The sequence below is a fragment of the Desulfomicrobium norvegicum genome, from assembly GCF_900114595.1.
Taxonomy (GTDB): Bacteria; Desulfobacterota; Desulfovibrionia; order Desulfovibrionales; family Desulfomicrobiaceae; genus Desulfomicrobium; species Desulfomicrobium macestii.
The window spans coordinates 600,241-616,514 of record NZ_FOTO01000001.1 but is presented as its reverse complement, the minus strand read 5'-3'; the positions used below and the strand labels follow the sequence as shown (position 1 = coordinate 616,514).

The 16,274-nt window shown below is 61.1% G+C and carries 14 protein-coding genes and 1 pseudogene; 10 read left to right on the top strand and 5 right to left on the bottom strand.

Annotation, left to right across the window (positions count from 1 at the left end; all coding sequences use genetic code 11):
- The first annotated feature begins 6 nt into the window (after positions 1-6).
- The 4 genes from BMZ24_RS02795 (at position 7) to BMZ24_RS02780 (ending at position 3,838) form a co-directional block, all read left to right on the top strand.
- Positions 7-573 carry a 4Fe-4S dicluster domain-containing protein gene (locus BMZ24_RS02795; RefSeq protein WP_092189040.1) on the top strand — a complete coding sequence of 189 codons (567 nt, stop codon included), beginning with the start codon at positions 7-9 and terminating at the stop codon, positions 571-573.
- Positions 570-1,487, top strand: coding sequence for a CoB--CoM heterodisulfide reductase iron-sulfur subunit B family protein (locus BMZ24_RS02790; protein ID WP_092189038.1), 918 nt, complete (start codon positions 570-572; stop codon positions 1,485-1,487). Before BMZ24_RS02795 ends, BMZ24_RS02790 begins: the two co-directional genes overlap by 4 nt.
- Positions 1,488-1,508: 21 nt before the next feature.
- Positions 1,509-2,423 (top strand): universal stress protein, encoded by a 915-nt coding sequence (locus tag BMZ24_RS02785; protein ID WP_092189036.1) that lies wholly within the window; start codon positions 1,509-1,511, stop codon positions 2,421-2,423.
- Positions 2,424-2,518: 95 nt separating this feature from the next.
- Positions 2,519-3,838: a (Fe-S)-binding protein gene (locus BMZ24_RS02780; protein WP_092189034.1), complete on the top strand. Its 1,320-nt coding sequence runs from the start codon at positions 2,519-2,521 to the stop codon at positions 3,836-3,838.
- A 156-nt stretch (positions 3,839-3,994) separates the two neighbouring features.
- On the opposite strand, the gene BMZ24_RS02775 is transcribed toward BMZ24_RS02780, so the two are convergent.
- Entirely contained in the window at positions 3,995-5,419 is a 1,425-nt protein-coding gene (locus BMZ24_RS02775) for a sigma-54 interaction domain-containing protein (protein ID WP_092189032.1), read from the bottom strand.
- A 266-nt stretch (positions 5,420-5,685) separates the two neighbouring features.
- On the opposite strand from BMZ24_RS02775, the gene BMZ24_RS02770 reads away from it, so the two are divergent.
- From BMZ24_RS02770 to BMZ24_RS02745, 6 genes and pseudogenes are all read left to right on the top strand, one after another.
- Positions 5,686-6,027 (top strand): c-type cytochrome, encoded by a 342-nt coding sequence (locus BMZ24_RS02770; protein WP_092189030.1) that lies wholly within the window; start codon positions 5,686-5,688, stop codon positions 6,025-6,027.
- A 95-nt stretch (positions 6,028-6,122) separates the two neighbouring features.
- Complete coding sequence (locus tag BMZ24_RS02765) at positions 6,123-8,312, top strand: molybdopterin-containing oxidoreductase family protein (protein WP_092189028.1); 2,190 nt, start codon at positions 6,123-6,125, stop codon at positions 8,310-8,312.
- Positions 8,312-9,067: a 4Fe-4S dicluster domain-containing protein gene (locus BMZ24_RS02760; RefSeq protein WP_092189026.1), complete on the top strand. Its 756-nt coding sequence runs from the start codon at positions 8,312-8,314 to the stop codon at positions 9,065-9,067. The genes BMZ24_RS02765 and BMZ24_RS02760 overlap by 1 nt, the downstream gene beginning before the upstream one ends.
- A gap of 8 nt (positions 9,068-9,075) precedes the next feature.
- On the top strand, positions 9,076-9,798 hold the full coding sequence (locus tag BMZ24_RS02755; RefSeq protein ID WP_092189024.1) for a formate dehydrogenase subunit gamma: 723 nt from the start codon (positions 9,076-9,078) through the stop codon (positions 9,796-9,798).
- 82 nt (positions 9,799-9,880) lie between these two features.
- On the top strand, positions 9,881-11,179 hold the full coding sequence (locus BMZ24_RS02750; protein WP_092189022.1) for a rhodanese-like domain-containing protein: 1,299 nt from the start codon (positions 9,881-9,883) through the stop codon (positions 11,177-11,179).
- A 107-nt stretch (positions 11,180-11,286) separates the two neighbouring features.
- Positions 11,287-11,757: pseudogene (locus BMZ24_RS02745) on the top strand (rhodanese-like domain-containing protein); the annotation flags it as partial.
- A gap of 39 nt (positions 11,758-11,796) precedes the next feature.
- On the opposite strand, the gene BMZ24_RS02740 reads toward BMZ24_RS02745, so the two are convergent.
- The 4 genes from BMZ24_RS02740 to BMZ24_RS02725 form a co-directional block, all read right to left on the bottom strand.
- Positions 11,797-14,205: a PAS domain S-box protein gene (locus tag BMZ24_RS02740; RefSeq protein ID WP_092189018.1), complete on the bottom strand. Its 2,409-nt coding sequence runs from the start codon at positions 14,203-14,205 to the stop codon at positions 11,797-11,799.
- Positions 14,206-14,500: 295 nt separating this feature from the next.
- Positions 14,501-15,376: a DMT family transporter gene (locus tag BMZ24_RS02735; RefSeq protein WP_092189016.1), complete on the bottom strand. Its 876-nt coding sequence runs from the start codon at positions 15,374-15,376 to the stop codon at positions 14,501-14,503.
- Between the two features lie 312 nt (positions 15,377-15,688).
- The gene (locus tag BMZ24_RS02730; protein ID WP_092189014.1) at positions 15,689-16,060 is read right to left on the bottom strand and encodes a YdbL family probable chaperone protein; all 372 of its coding nucleotides are present in this window, start codon (positions 16,058-16,060) and stop codon (positions 15,689-15,691) included.
- A 13-nt stretch (positions 16,061-16,073) separates the two neighbouring features.
- Entirely contained in the window at positions 16,074-16,274 is a 201-nt protein-coding gene (locus BMZ24_RS02725) for a YnbE family lipoprotein (protein ID WP_092189013.1), read from the bottom strand.

The following is a 16,274-nucleotide window of genomic DNA, read 5'->3' as shown; positions in this document are numbered from 1 at the left end:
TGGATCATGAACCAGACGCAAGCACACGCATGGAGCCCGGATGCCGTTACCCGGGAGATTCTTGAAGAGCTGCGCGGCGAGATCGGGGCCTGCATGCAGTGCGGAACATGCACCGCGTCATGCCCCAACGGCTTCGCCATGGACATAACGCCCCGGCAGATGTGGCGGATGGTGCAGTTCGGAATGCTGGACAGGATTCTTGAAAGCAAAACGTTCTGGATGTGCTCTTCCTGCTACATGTGCACCCTGCGCTGTCCGCGCGGATTGAAGCTGACGCGGGCCATGGGGGCGCTGAAGCGGCTGGCCCGGCAGCGGGGCACGTGGAAGATCAGGAAGAACAGCGCGTTTTACGACGCATTCATGGAAAACGTGGAGAAGTACGGGCGTGTGCAGGAGACGAGCCTCATGCCCGGCTACTTCCTGAAAAGCCGCGACCCGCTCCTGCCGCTGCACTACCTGCCTCTGGGGGTGCGCATGATGCGGGCCGGCAAGCTGCACCCGCCGAGCAGCGCCCAGAAAGGGCGGCTGAAGGAGCTTTTCGCCAAGGTGCGCGAGATGGAGGAGGAATCATGAAATACGCCTACTATCCAGGCTGCTCGCTGCAGGAAAGCGCCCGGGAGTTCGACGTGTCCGTGCGGGCCGTCATGGCCGCGCTGGGGGTGGAGCTCGTTGACATACCGGACTGGACCTGTTGCGGGGCCAGCGCGGCCGAGCCGGTCAGCGCGCTCATGAATTACGCACTCCCGGCCCGCAATCTCGCCCTGGCTGAGCAGGAGCTACCGGGGCTGGACGTGCTCGCCCCGTGCAGCGCCTGCTACCTCAATCTCCTGAAGGTCAACCGCGAAGTCGTCGGCAACAAGGATCTGCACGCGCGGGTCAATGAGGCCCTTGGCGCGTCGGGCCTGAATTATCGGGGCACGGTTGGGGTGCGGCACATTCTGGACGTGCTGGTCAACGACATCGGGCTTGATCCCATAAAGGAACGGATCATCAACGATCTCGGAGGGATGCGCGTCTCCGCATACTACGGATGCCAGATCCTGCGTCCCTACGAGGTTTTCGATGATCCCCGGCACCCGGTCAGCATGGACAACGTGCTCTCGGCCCTGGGAGCCAAGCCGCTGCCGTGGGACATGGGCAACAAATGCTGCGGCGCTTCCCTCATGGTCACGCATCCGGAGGTGGCCATGCATTCCGTGGCCGCCATTCTGGGAGCCGCCGATGGCTCCGACGCCGTGGCCACGGTCTGTCCGCTCTGCCAGATGAATCTGGAGGCATATCAGCACGATTCGGCGGCCGGGGGGCACCATGTGCCGATACTGTATCTGACCCAGCTCATGGGCCTGGCGTTCGGCCTGGAGGAACCCTCCGTGTTGCTGGACAAGAACATGAGCATGGATGGGAGCATGCGCGCCGGGATCAGATCCCGGGCCTGGCGGCACGAAGCGCCAGGCGAAGGTGACGAGACGCTTGCCCGCGAAACCTGATTAAAAACAAAGGGGGTAGTTATGTTCAAGGACATCATCGTAGGCGTGACGCCCAGCGGCGTGGATGCATGCGCGGTTGAATCCGCGGTGGGTTTCGCCAAGAAGTTCGAGTCCAATCTTTATCTGGTCCACGTGGCGGGAATGGAGCAGGGCTGGGGTTCCATCGAGACCCTGGAGGCCTCGGGCGAGACGGCCCGGCTGGAGGCGCGCATCCGAGAAATGTACGCTTCCCTGCTGGCCGACCTGCCGAGCGTCGCGGTGCAGGTCGTGGCCGGGATTCCGCATAACGAGCTTCTGCGCCTGGCGCGCAAGAAGGACACCGACCTGGTGGTTATGGGGCCGCACACCAAGGAATACGAGGAAAAGCGGGCCCAGATGTGGGGCATGGCCGGCAGCACCCTGGAACGGGTCAGCCAGAAGGCGCGCTGTCCGGTCATGATCGTGCATCGCGCCGTGGAGTGCAAGGATCCGGCGTTCTCCAACATCCTCGTGGCCACGGACTTCTCCGATCAGTCCGAGTGCGCGGTCAGCTACGGCGGCCAGATGGTCAGGCAGTACAAGGCCCGGCTCACGCTCATGAATGTCAGCGAGACTTCGACGGATTCGCCGCAGGGCCGAGCCGATGTCGAAGCCAGGCTGCAAGCCGAATACGGCGACCGGCTCCAGGGCATCGACGATTGCGTCTATGCGGGTCGTTTCGGTCGGCCGGCCATGGAGATCCTGAACATGGCCACACAGATCGGCGCGGATCTGATCATCATGGCTCACCATTCCAAGGCCGACGACCCGGAAGAAGCCTTCCTCGGCTCCACCGTGGTGCAGGTCTCGGTCAATGCGCCGTGTCCGACCATGAGCGTCAACCGCCACTTCGACCTGCGTTGCGGGCTGATGTACGATCAGACCGGTCAGGTGGTTGATGTCGCGGCCACCGTCTAGCTCTAAGGGCGCACACGGGGGCGGACGGCTTGGCCCGGCCGTCTCCGCCTGCGCTTCGGCCGCTTGGGTAACCATTCATTTCGGGGGATACCGGGATGTTGAACGGAAAGATAATCGAGCTTGGTCGCGGGAAAAGTACCTTCATGGAAACAGTCCGGGAAATTCTGCCCGAGGGGGGGAACCTGAACATGTGTCTGACCTGCGGGGCATGTTCGTCCGGATGCCCGGCTTCCGGCCTGGAAGGCATGGACCCCCGCAAGTTCCTGCGCATGGCGGCGCTCGGCATGGACGAGGAAGTTCTGTCCACGCCCTGGGTCTGGATGTGCACCATGTGTCAGCGCTGCATTTACGCCTGTCCCATGAAGATCGACATTCCCCGTCTGGTCTACGAGGCCAGGGCCGCCTGGCCGAGGGAGACGCGCCCCAAGGGCATCATGGGCTCCTGCGACATGGCGCTCAAAAACGAGAGCGGAAGCGCCATGGGCACCGCGCCGGATGATTTCGCCTTCGTGGTCGATGACATCCTGACGGAATGCCGGGAGGCGCAGCCCGAATTCGAGGACATGGAAGCGCCCATCGACAAGGAAGGCGCGGAATTCTTCCTCAACCAGAACTCGCGCGAGCCCGTGACCGAGCCCGACGAGCTGCTCCCCTTGTGGAAAATCCTGCATCTGGTCGGGGCGGACTGGACCTACGGGTCAAGGGGCTGGGCCGGGGAGAACTACTGCATGTTTCTGGCGGACAACCAGAGCTGGGAGCGTTTGACGCGTCAATCGGCGGACAAGGCCAGCGAGCTGGGGTGCAAGGTCTTTCTCAATACCGAGTGAGGCCACGTAACATACTCAGTCCGGGCCGGACTGGAAAAATTTGGTATCGAGCATCGATTCGAAGTAAAAAACATCTATGAATATTATGCAAAATGGATTCGGGAAGGCAAACTCAAGGTCAATTCCGAATGGAACAAGGATCTCAAGATAAAATTCACGGTGCAGGACCCGTGTCAGATCGTCAGGAAAAGTTATGGAGACGCCATCGCCGATGACCTGCGTTTTGTCGTGAAATCAGTTGTCGGCGAAGAAAACTTCATCGACATGCACCCGAATCGTTCCAACAACTACTGTTGCGGTGGTGGCGGAGGATTCCTGCAATCGGGGTTCAAGGATCAGCGCCTGGCCTACGGGCTGACCAAGGACGAGCAGATAAAGGCCACCAAAGCCGATTACTGCATCGCCGCCTGTCACAACTGTCATGCCCAGATTCATGAACTGAGCGAACACTACGAAGGACATTACGGAGTGGTGCACCTGTGGACCCTGATCTGCCTCTCGCTTGGCATCCTCGGGCCCAACGAGCGGACTTATCTGGGGGATGATCTGAAGGATATAAACGTTTTTCATCCTGAAATTGCAGTCTAGGACGGGTTTTTTCTTGATGTGATTTCAGGCCCCTGGATGGCGTATCAAGTAGAGAAAGGCCGAAACTTGTCGTTCAAGTTTCGGCCTTTGACATTTTTGGGTCCTGTATTGCCGGCAGAACCAATTCTTGCCTTGGGCGGAATTTTTTCAGCTCTTTCAGGACTGGATGACCCTTGGCATGTCGATGCCGTATTTGCGCATGCGGTTCAGCACCGTGACGCGGTTGATGCCCAGTATCCTGGCCGCCTCCGATTTGTTGCCACCGGCCTGGCGCAGGGCCTGGAGGAGCTGCTGCTTCTGCGTATCCTGACCTAAGTTGACTGGGCGCGGATTTTCGGAAGCGAGGGTGGGCGTTGCGATGTTGTGCGGCAGGTGCTCGGGCTCGATGTGGCCGTGGTCGGCCAGCACGAAGGCGTACTCCAGGGCGCTTTTGAGTTCGCGTATGTTGCCCGGCCAGGAATAGTCCATGAAGAGGTGCAGGGTCTGGGGGCTTAATCCCTTGATGTCCTTGTCGCTCTTCATGCGCAGCCGCTGGATGAAGTAGTCGGCCAGCAGGGGGATGTCTTCCTTGCGTTCGCGCAGGGATGGCAGGTGTACGGGGATGACGTTGATACGGTAAAAGAGGTCCTCGCGGAACTGCCCCAGAGAGATGAGCTCCGGCAGAACCTTGTTGGTGGCGGTAATGATGCGCACGTCCACGGACAGCTGCCGGTTGTCTCCGACCCGCTCGAAGGTCTTGGTCTCCAGCACGCGCAGGAGCTTGACCTGAACCGGCATGGGCAGGTCGCCGATCTCGTCCAGAAAGATATCGCCTCCATGGGCGGCCTCGAAGCGGCCCTGCCTATGCCTGAACGCTCCGGTGAACGCACCCTTGACGTGCCCGAAGAGTTCGCTCTCAAGGAGCGCCTCGTTCAGGGCGGCGCAGTTGAACTGCACGTAAGGCTGGTCGCTTCTGGGGCCCAGATCGTGAATGGCCCTCGCCACCAGTTCCTTGCCCGTGCCTGATTCGCCACAGATGAACACCGGCGCGTCGCTTTGCGCGGCCTTTTCGATCAGGTGGAAAACCCTGCGCATCTGCGGCGAATGTCCGACCATGCCGTGAAATACGGTTTCTTCCTCAAGCATGCGCGAGAGCTGCTGCAACTCGTTTTCCTTGCGGTCGAGTTCCGAGAGGTCGGTCATGGTCTCCACGGCCCCGACCGCGCTGCCGTCTTCGGCGCGCAGAATGGAGGCGGTCTTGAGGATGGGGACGTAGGTGCCGTCCTTGCGCATGATGCTGCACTTGCGGCGCACGAAGACGCCCTGTTCGAAAAGCTTGCACCAGGCCTCGCGGGCTTCGGAACGGACCCGGCGGCAGGCGTCGCACTTGAAGAGGGAGCAGTTGGCGCCGATGAGCTCCTCCCGGCTGTATCCGGTGATTTCTTCCAAGGCCCGGTTGACCATCTTGATGGAGCCGTCCGGATCCACCAGCAGGAGCCCTTCCTGCATGAGGTCCACAATTTCGTGCCAGTGGGCCTCCAGCGGGGGCGTTGCGGGCAGGCCGGTTTGGGGCTTTTGAGGGATCTGGAAGAGGGGGGTCATGAGTCTCCTGGGGCTGCGTTAGCGCGAATCGGGTGTTGTAAGCGGTGCTGAATTAGTTGTTTAAAACATTTATACAGTTGATATGTGATTAATCACTTGTCAATGCCCACTTCTGACGTCCCGGTTTTTTTCATTTGTATTTTTTCAATGAATTCAAGGGAGAACTAGCCTTCGGCAATTCCTACTCTTTTGGTATGCGTTCTGCTCTATACTGCTCAGTCACACCGGAGACAATCATCCATGACAATTACCAAGAGGAGTTCATCATGAAGAAGCAGACTTTCGTGGGCATCGCCGCCGCCCTGATTTTGGTATCCTATGTAGGTATTTCCGTCGCCAGTGAAGTGGGCAACGCGCGCAAGGGTCGTTTTTTGTTTCGCCAGAACTGCCGTCCGTGCCACATGGAAAATCCCGTTGGGGCCAAGCCCGCCCATTACCTCGGGCCCGACGCCAAGACCCAGGCCGAGTGGAAGGCCGTGTTCGAGAGTTATGGCGACCTGCCTTGCAAGGACGAGTGGTCCAAGATTTCCGATAAGGATCGTCAGGACATCTTTCGCTATGTCCATGACGGCGCCAAGGACTCCCCGACCCCGGCCAAGTGCGGCTGATCAAGCGGTTTTAGACGCGGCCACAAAGCCTGAACATGCATGAAGGAGCAGGAATATTGAAACCCGCCACCGACAGCTCGAAAAGGGAACACGGGATGAAAACCCAAGCGAAAACACTCTCCAGACGCGGATTTCTTCAGGCGTCGGCGGCGGTGGCGGCCACCGCCGCCGGCGTCCCGGCGCTGAAGGGCCATCTGGCCACGGCCCATGCCGCAGGAGCGGCGCCCCAGGCTCCGGTCACCTCGCACTACACGGTCTGCGACATGTGCTTCAACCGCTGCGGCATGATCGCGAGGGTGCAGAACGGCCGGGTGGTCAAGCTCGACCCCAACCCCAAATTCCTCAAATCCAGAGGCATGCTCTGCGCGCGCGGCAATGCGGCCGTGGATCACCTCTATGACCCCAACCGCCTGAAAACCCCGCTCCTGCGCAAGGGCGCCCGCGGGGAGGGCAAATGGCAGCAGCTGACATGGGAACAGGCCCTCGATCATGCAGCGGAGCAGTTCACGCGCATCGCGGAGAAATACACCCGCTGCGGGGTCATGTTCTCTCCGGGCTCGGACATGCAGTCCCAGTTCCTGATCCGCTTCGCCGAGGTCTTCGGCTCTTACAACGTGACCTCGCACGAGACGCTTTGTCTGCTGAGCAAGAACCGGGCGTACCTCGACACCTTCGGGGAGACTCCCTACGCCGACGTGCTCTATTCCAAGTACATCATCATCTCCGGGGCCAACCCCCTGGAGGCGATCATCACCCCGGACACCATCGATCTCATGGAGGCCCGCAAGAACGGCTGCAAGATCGTGGTTCTGGACCCGCGCTACACCAAGACCGCGGCCCTGGCCGACGAGTGGTACGCCATCCGTCCCGGCACGGACATGGCCTTTTTCCTGGCCCTGACCAATGTCATCACCGAAGAGCGGCTCTACGACCCGGCCTTTGCCGAGAAGATGCTCTTCGGGCTGGATGAGTATGCGGCCCATGTGCGGCAGTACACGCCGGAGTGGGCGGCCGGGGAATGCGGGATTCCGGCGGAAGACATCCGGCGCATCGCCCGCGAAATCGCGGCGGCGGCCCCGGCGGCCATGATCTATCCCGGCCGTCGCAGCTCGGACTACGAAGACTCCACGCAGATCCGCCGTTCCATGGCCATCGCCAACGCCCTCCTGTCCAACTGGGACAGGCCCGGCGGCATCCTCGCGTCGCGGGAAGTGGGCGTGCGCGCCCCGTACTTCGACGTGCCCTGGTACGACGACAACCCTGATGACCGCATCGATCACGGCATGGCTCCGGGTCTCATCCACCACGAGGGTTCATTTAAGCTCATGCGCGACGCCATCATCAAGGAGGAGCCCTATCCCATCCGCGGGTGGTTCACCTTCAAGACCAACTTCATGCAGACCGCGGCCAACCGTAACAAAACCCTGGAGATGCTCAAACACCTGGATTTCGTGGTCAACGCGGATATCGTCATGAGCGACACGGCCTGGTACTCGGATCTGGTCTTGCCTTCGCCGAGCTTCCTGGAGCGCAACGACCCCGTCTCCGCCCTGCAGGGCTCCTCGGCCTGCGCCTGCGCCGTGTGGCGTGATGCCGTGGTCCCGGCCATGCACGAATGCCGGGATATGCTCTGGATATGTACGGAACTGTCCAAACGCTTGGGCTTCCCGGAGAGTTTCGACTTCACCTTGGACGAGTACCGCAAATTGCAGCTGGAGAGCATCCCCGAAGCCTTCGAGGCCATCAAGGCCGACGGCGTGTACTACAATCCGAGCAAGGTCTACGGCATCTATTTTGACTCGCCGCTCAAGACCCAGGCGAAGAAGATCGAACTCTTCAACCAGCGCTACGCCCACGAAGGGCTCGACCCCATGCCCGTGTACAAGGCTCCGCGCCGCAAGGAGGGCGCCTTCAGGCTGGTGGTGGGACGCACGGCCTTCTTTACCCACAGCAACACCAACAACGCCCTGCTCATCCAGTTCAAGGACGAAAACACCCTGTGGATGCATCCCCGGTCGGCGGCCAGGCAGGGCCTTGTGGATGGGGAAATGGTCGAAGTGGCGAGCGCGGCTGGAACTGTTACGCTTGCGCTCAGGCTTTTCGAGGGCATGGAAGAGGAGACCGTGTACATGGCCACCGGGTTCGGGGCCCTGTCTCCGGAGTTGCCTCTGGTGCACAACAGGGGTGCGAGTATCGCCGAGGTGCTCGAAGATCACGCGGACTTCATTTCCGGAAACATGGCCATGCATGAAACCCTGGTCACCGTGACGAGGAGGGTGGGCTGATGAAGAAATACGCCATGGTCATCGATTCCTCGATGTGCATCGACTGCAAGGCCTGCATGGCCTCGTGCAAGGTGCAGAACAACGTGCCCCGCGGATACTGGCGAAACTGGATCAAGCACACCATCCCCGACTTTTCCCAGGGCTCCCAGACCCGGACCCATTTCCAGCCTGGGGGCTGCATGCAGTGCGACAACCCGACCTGCGTGCAGGCCTGCCCCAGCGGCGCGACCTACAAGGACACGCAGAACGGGATCGTACGGGTCAACGAGGCGCTGTGCATCGGGTGCGGCAACTGCATCACGGCCTGTCCTTACGACGCCCGCTTCCGTCATCCGGACAGGCGGGTGCCGGACAAGTGCGATTTCTGTTTCAGTTCCGGCAGACTTGAGCGCGGTCTTCTTCCCGCCTGCGTGGACACTTGCCCGACCAAGGCCCGGGTTTTTGGGGACTTGAACGACCCGGACAGCGACGCCTCCCGACTGCTGCGCGAAAAGCCTTCCGTCCGGGTGCTGGCCAGGGGGGGCATCGATACCAAACCAAACATGTATTACGTGGCTGCCACCGCGCCCACGGACTGGGTGGGCGAGGTCGAATTCCCCGGTGCGTTCACGACCATGGCCACCCTGGTCAACCCGGTGGTCAAGGTGGCGGTGGGCCTCAGCGCCCTGGGTGTCGCGGTCATGTGGGCCAAGCAGATTTTTTCTCCGGACAGGGAGGAGAGCGAACATGAATCGTCAGCCCCGGGAAAGGATTGAGGTGCCCCATGAGTGAAAAAATGATCCACAGACATACCCGGCTCTCCATCTTCATGCACTGGTTCAACGCCTTCTGCTGGTTCGCCCTTTTGCTGACGGGCCTGGGGCTGATCAAGAACGAAGAGCTGAACCCCGTTGGCGCGTGGTTACCGAACCTGATGCGCAGCCTTTTCGGCGGCGGGGAAAACCTGCTCCTGGTGCATCAGTACCTCGGCCTGGTCTGGGCCGGGGCGTTTTTGGCCTACATCCTCTTCAAGCCGCGCGCGACCTGGTCCTTCCTCAAGGAGGTTTTTCCCGTGTCTCCGGCCAGCGATATGCAGTGGCTGCTCAAGATGACCCTGAAGATGACCCTGGGTCGCAAAGGGATTGAGCGCTTCGGGCTGAGCCCGGACCTGCCGCCCCAGGGCTTTTACAACTTCGGGCAGAAGCTCTTCGCCCAGGCCTCGGTGGTGGGCGGGGTGGTGATCGTGGCCACGGGCCTGGTCATGTTCTTTTCAACCATATCCATGGACAACCCCGGCCCGGCGGCCTGGTCCCGCGTGATCCACTACCTGACGGTGGGTCTGGTTTTCGCGGGCCTGCTGGTGCACATCTTCATGGCCGCCATCTCCCGCGAGGAGCGCCCGGCATTCAAGTCCATGTTCACCGGCAACGTGTCCGAACACTACGTGCGGCATCATCACTCGTTGTGGTACGCGCAGGTGGCCGCCGAAAAGGACAAAGACGGCTAGTCACGGGCTTTCAAGAGGCGCGGCGGCTGTCCGTACGGTAAATTCAACTTTTAATGCAACCAATCAGATGAGGAGCAAGGCAATGCGCAGACAATCATCCCTTCTTCATGTTCTTGTGGTGGCGCTCCTTCTGGGGCTGCTCGCCGGCTGTTCCGGCGCGCGCGGTCACAAGGGCGCGGCTCTCCAGCTCGATCCGGCCAAGGTGCCCACACCCTACCACACCCTGGTGGACATCGAGTTCGTCAAACCTCTGGTCTTTGAGGCCATGCTGAACCAGAACCCGTCGACGGGGGCCATGATCATCGACGCCCGGCCCAAACAGCCCCGCTACGACAAGGGGCACATCCCCACGGCGGTGAGTCTGCCCGGCAGCCAGTTCGACAAGATGGCCGCCGAGGTCCTGCCTGCGGACAAGGACACTCTGCTGGTTTTCTACTGCGGCGGACTGGCCTGTCCCTTGAGCCACCAGTCGGCCTGGAAGGCCGAGGCCCTGGGCTACACCAACGTCAAGGTATATGCCGCCGGTGACCCGGAGTGGGAATCCCTGGGCTACACGGTGTGGACGGCGCGCGATGTGCGTACGCCCCTTCCGGTGCTCGACCCGGCCAAGGTGACCAAACCGTTTCATCGGCTGCTGACCCTCGATCAGGTCAAGCCGTACGTGGCCAACGCCATGCTTTCGGCCACACCCATAGAGGACGTGATGATCATCGACGCCCGGCCCAAGCAGCCCCGCTATGACAAGGGGCACATCCCCACGGCCGTGAGCCTGCCAGACAGCCAGTTCGACAAGATGGCCGCCGAGGTTCTGCCTGCCGACAAGAGCGCGAAGCTGATCTTCTACTGCGGCGGAGTGGAATGTCCCTTGAGTCACCAGTCGGCCTGGAAGGCGGAAGCCCTAGGCTACACCAATGTGGCCGTGTATGCGGGTGGCGATCCTGAATGGGTGGCCAAGGGCCTTAAGGTCTGGACCGCCGAGGGGGCTTCCCAGGAGGCCGCGCCGGCCCCGGCCCCGGCCAAGGCCGCTGCTCCGGCCGGAGCATTGAAGGCCGGTGCTGCCGAAGGGACCATCGACAACGATGTCTTCACCGAACTGGCCCGGAACAATGTGGACAGCATCCGGCTCATCGACGTGCGCGCACCTGCGGAGTTCGCCATCGCGCATATCCCCGGTTCCGTGAACATGACCGTGGACATGCTCGAGAAGAAAATAGACGAGTTCTCGGCGGAAAAGCCCCTCGTGTTCATTTGCTCCACCGGCGCACGCAGCGGCGAAGCCTTCTACATGTTCCAGGCCATGCGGCCTGACCTGAAGGACGTCTACTACGTTGACGCCAATGTCAGTTTCGCCCCTGACGGGTCTTTCGAGATCAAGAAGTAGCGGGGCCTGGTCTCTGTTCGCAATGCGTCACCCGTTGGCCGCCTTCGTCATGCATTGGTGAGGGCGGCCTTTAAAGTTTGCAGGGAGGGGGAAATGCCGTGAGGATCATGCATCTGCTGCGACGAGCCTTGTGTCTGTCCGTGCTGACGGCGCTGTGCTGCGTCTCGACTGGGCTGGCCGATCAGGAAACCGGCTCCCCGCTTTATGAGCAGGCCGCGCGTGCGGCCGAGCGCGACGGCTACAGGATGGTCACCACCGCCGGGTTGCGCGAGATGCTGCGCGTCAAGCCAGGCGTGCTGCTGGTCGATGTGCGTTTTTCCTACGAGTACGCCGAAGGACACATGCCCGGTGCGGTCAGTCTGCCCGTTGACCTCTCGGACCGGGGCGACCTGCCTCCTGCCCGGCGGCAGGCCTTCGAGGACGTCCTGGGCGCGGACAAGGACAGGATCATCGTGGTCTATTGCCGGGGATTTCGCTGACTGCTCAGCGGGATCGCCGCAGCCTGGGCCGTGCGTCTGGGATACACGAATGTCTTTCGCTACCCGGGCGGGTATCAGGCCTGGCAGGGGCGGACTCCCTGAAAGGGAGCAATGCCGGTTCTGTTTTCATTCGGATTGTCAGGAACCGGCGGACATTGTCTTTTCGATGACCTGAATCAGGGCTTCCCTGCTTACCGGCTTGGCCAGATAGTCGGTCATGCCGGCCTGAAGAAAGGTCTCCCTGTCTCCGGCCATGGCATAGGCGGTCATGGCGACGATGGGGATTGCGGCCTTGGCGCCAAGCTCCCTTGACTTGCGGATGATTCTGGTCGCCTCGACGCCGTCCAGGACAGGCATCTGGATGTCCATGAAGATCAGGTCGAAGTCCTGCCGGGCCAGGGCGTCCAGGGCTTCCTGTCCGTTCATGACCGCAGTCACCGTGTGCCCGAGTTTTTGCAACATTTTGAGGCTGGTCAGCAGATTGACCTCGTCGTCCTCGGCCAGAAGAATCCGGCGTGGGGAGTTGGCTGCCGAAGGAGCCTGGATCTGGGGCTCGGCAGGTTTCGGGATCGACAGGGGCAGGGACAGGCATATGGCGGTTCCCTCGCCGGGGCCGGTGTCCACTGCCAGATTGCCTCCCAGCAGCAGGGTCAGGCGCCTTACGATGGACAGGCCAAGCCCCGCGCCCTGGTGCTGACGGACGAAGGAACCGTCAACCTGTACAAAGGGTTCGAAGATGTCCTTGAGACGGTCATCCGGGATGCCTGTTCCCGTGTCAAAGACGCAGAGCAGCAGGCGACATTCTTTTTGCGCGTTGCTGGGCAGGGCGGAGATCTCGACGGCGATTCGGCCGTGCTCGGTGAATTTGATGGCGTTGCCGACCAGGTTGAAGAGAATCTGGCGCAGGCGCATCTCGTCTCCGACAAACCGTGGCGGCACGTTTTCGGCAAGCTGGAAGTTCAGGTCCAGTTTTTTTTGTCTGGCGATGGGGGCAAAGAGTTCGAGTACGGAATCCTTGAGCGCGCCAATTTCGAACTCGGTCTCGTAAAGTACCAGTTTTCCGGACTCGATGCGCGAGATGTCCAGGATGTCTGAAAGCAGGCGGGTCAGCCGGGTGGAGGAGTTGATGGCCATGGACACGAAGCTGCGCTGCTCCTCGTCCAGACTGGTCGTTTCCATGAGTTGCAGCGTGCCCAGCACTCCGTTCAGGGGGGTGCGGATTTCGTGACTCATGTTGGCCAGGAATTCACTCTTGGCCCGGTTGGCGGCTTGACTTTGGGTTGCCAGTTCCGTGGCCCGCGCCGTGGCTTCGAGCAGTTCCCGATTGGCGGTGCGCAGCTTGGCCTGGATCGAGTTGCGTTCGGTGATGTCCGTGGCGGTGAAGGTCACGCCCAGGGAAAGGTTTTCCGGGTCAAGGGGAGTAGAGGCCATGAGCACGTCAATGATGGTCCCGTCCTTTCTGAGCCAGCGCGTCTCGACCTCGCCGGTTCCTTTTGCCTTGATCTGCCTGTATTTTTCCCGGCCGACAAAGTCGAAATCCTCCTGCGCGGGATAAAGCATGCGTGCGCTTTGGCCCAGCAGTTCCTTTTCTGTGTGTCCGGTCATTTCGCAGACGCGCTGGTTGACGCGGATCAGAACCCGGTTCCTGACCACGCCGATGCCCGTGGGGGCAACTCTGAAAATGGCCTGCAGGTGCTCCTGGCTTTCGCGCAGGGCTTCCTCGATCCGCTTTTGTTCGGTGATGTCGAGCATGAAGCCGAACCAGGTGATGCTCCCGTCCGGCATGGCCTGGGGGTTTGATGCTCCCCGGATCCATTTGGTCGCCCCGGTGCGGGTGAAGATGCGAAAATCTTCCTTCCAGGGGCTCATGGACAGGGCCGATTGCTCGATGGAGGCAAAGAGCCTGCTCTGGTCTTCCGGGAAGACGTTCTGAAAAAGAACGGAGGTGTCGCGCAGGGATTCGTCCGGCCATTCGAGTAGCCGACCCGCACCCTGGCTCACAAAGGGAATTTCGTATGCCAGGGGCCCCCTGCGGGTGAACTGGTAGAGCGCGCCGGGAACATTGGCGGTTATGGAGCGCAGCAGGGTCTCGTTTTTCCGCAAGGTCTCCTCGGCCGATTTTCGAGCAGTGACGTCCTGGGCAAAACCGTCGATAACCCATTCTTCAGGGCAATCGTGACTGCCGAGGCTTGCGTTTTCGTGAATCCAGATGACTTCGCCGTTTTTCTTTCTGGCCTGAAATTCGAAATGTCTGACCACGCCGTCAGCTTGCAGCAGATCTATGAATTCCCGGCGGCGAGAGGATTCGACGTAGAGCTGACGGGAGAGGTCCGTCAGATCGGCAAGAGCTTCCTGCGCTGTGTCATATCCCATCATTTCCGCCATGGCGGGATTGAGTTCCAGGAACCTGCCCGAAAGGGAGCTTCGATACACTCCGACCGGAGAATGTTCGAAGCGGTTTTTGTATCTGGCCTCGCTGTCTTCAAGGGCGGCCTGGGCGGCGGCGAGTCGTTTATCCAGCTCGTCGGCGGGGAGGGTGTTCGTCATATGGATTTTTGCTCCGGAGAGTCGCTGTGATCAGGCAGAACTGGTCTGTTGTTCTTGCGGCACCGCGCGTGACTGACTGTGCATTACGGAGGCGCTGAATCTGGGATCAAGGATTGGTGCTGAAGAAGAACATGACAGCTTTTTTCGGCCAATACAACCAAAGCCGTCCGGGAAAGAGGGCTGCGCCGAAAACGGGATGCTGCCGGCGTGATGTTTTATGGAAGTCTTTGGGCGGGATTTGATCCTGGTGGGATGCCTTGGCGGTTCGACAGGCGTTTTTTTGCTTCCGCTGCCGTCATGGTCTGGCCTGGGACCAGATCATGCCGCCGAGCATCAGCGCGCAGCCGATGAGGGCCTGAGTGGTGAGAATTTCGCCCAGCAGCATCCAGCCTGCCACGGCGGCAAAGACCGCCTCCAGGCTCAGGATGATGGCCGCCGGGGCCGGGCGGGCGTCGCGCTGGGCCACGACCTGCAGGGTGTAGGCCACACCGACGCTCATGAGTCCGCCGTAGAGGATGGGGACGATGCCGGCCCAGAGACCGGCCAGGGTGATTTCTTCAAAGGCCGCGGCTCCGGCCAGGCTGATCAGGCTGCAGAAGGCGAACTGGACGGCTGCCAGCTTTATGGCGTCCACGGCCGCAAGCCCGCCGGTCAGCTTGCCGATGAGGAGCACATGCACGCCCCAGAAAAACGCCGACATGAGGACCAGCGCGTCCCCCTTGTCCATGGTCATGCTCTCGGTGACGCTCAGCATGTACATGCCGGCGATGGCCAGCCCCGCTCCGGCCCAGGTCCCGATGCCGTAGCGGTGTCCGAGGAAGATGCCGATCAGCGGCACGAAGACCACGTACAGTCCGGTGATGAACCCGGCCTTGCCCGCCGTGGTGTAGCACAGCCCGAACTGCTGTAGCCACGCGCCCAGAAAGAGGGCTCCGCCCATGAGCAGGCCGCCGCGGATCAGGGTGGACAGCGGCGGGGCGACGGTGGTGCGTCTTCTGTCCATATTCGCGATGAGGGGCAGGAGAGCCAGGGCGCCCAGCGCGAAGCGGATGCCGTTGAAGGTCAGGGGGCCCATGTGGTCCATGCCCATGCGCTGCGCCACGAAGGCCGCGCCCCAGATCAGGGCGGTCAGCAAAAGGAAGAGATTGGCGCGTATGGTTCTGGAGTTCATGGGGATTCCTTGTGCGGCAAGCGGGTGATGTCTTTCGGGCTGGATGGAGGCTGTAGCGGGCCGGGGGCGGCTCCGTCAAGGCGGGGGTGGAGGGTCGGGGGTAGGCGTGGGTGGATTTTAAAGGGGGGGCGCAGAAGAACACGGACCGACACGGACGAACACGGACAGGCACGGACAAGGAATAATGGCCGCGCCTGTATTACCCTGTGTTTGTCCGTGTTCGTCTGTGTCGGTCCATGCCTGTCCGCGTCAGTCCGTTTCCTTCCGCGTCAGTCCACACCGGTTCATTTTCAGAGCACTCTTATCTCCGGCTCATTTCTTTTTCCACGCCCCATCGGGGCTCTGGATCCATGTTCCCGGGGCTTCCTTCTCGGCGATCTGCGCGGCTCGGGTCTGCCCTACCAGGGCGGGGGAAGCGTTCTGACGGGCGGCGATGGCCTTGTACACTTCCCGGCGATCGGCGTTTTCGGCGTTGATAACGTCGGCGCTGGGCTTGTTTCCGGAGCGGAATTCCAGAAATCCCTGGTTGTTTTCACCAACGAGGCCCTGGGCTTTGAGTTCGTTGATGACAGGCAGGCGGGCGAGCATCCTGTCCTTGATGCCTTGGGCGAATCCTGCCTGTACGCAGAACATGACGCATAAAAGGGCCAGAAGAATCGGTATGAGGTGCTTCATTTTGCGCATATGGGACTCCAGTTCAGTTGCTTGGGTTCAGATTTTGGTCGGCCTTGTCGATGTCGCTGAAAAAGTCTTCCAGGTCCTTTTGGACCCGCACGTTGACATCGATGGTGATGTGGATGGGTTTGACCTCCACCGGCGCCATCTGCACCTCGTGGCGGGTGCTGCAGGCGCTTTGCAGAAGCAGCATCGCGGCCAGGGCCATCAAGGGAATTCGCAC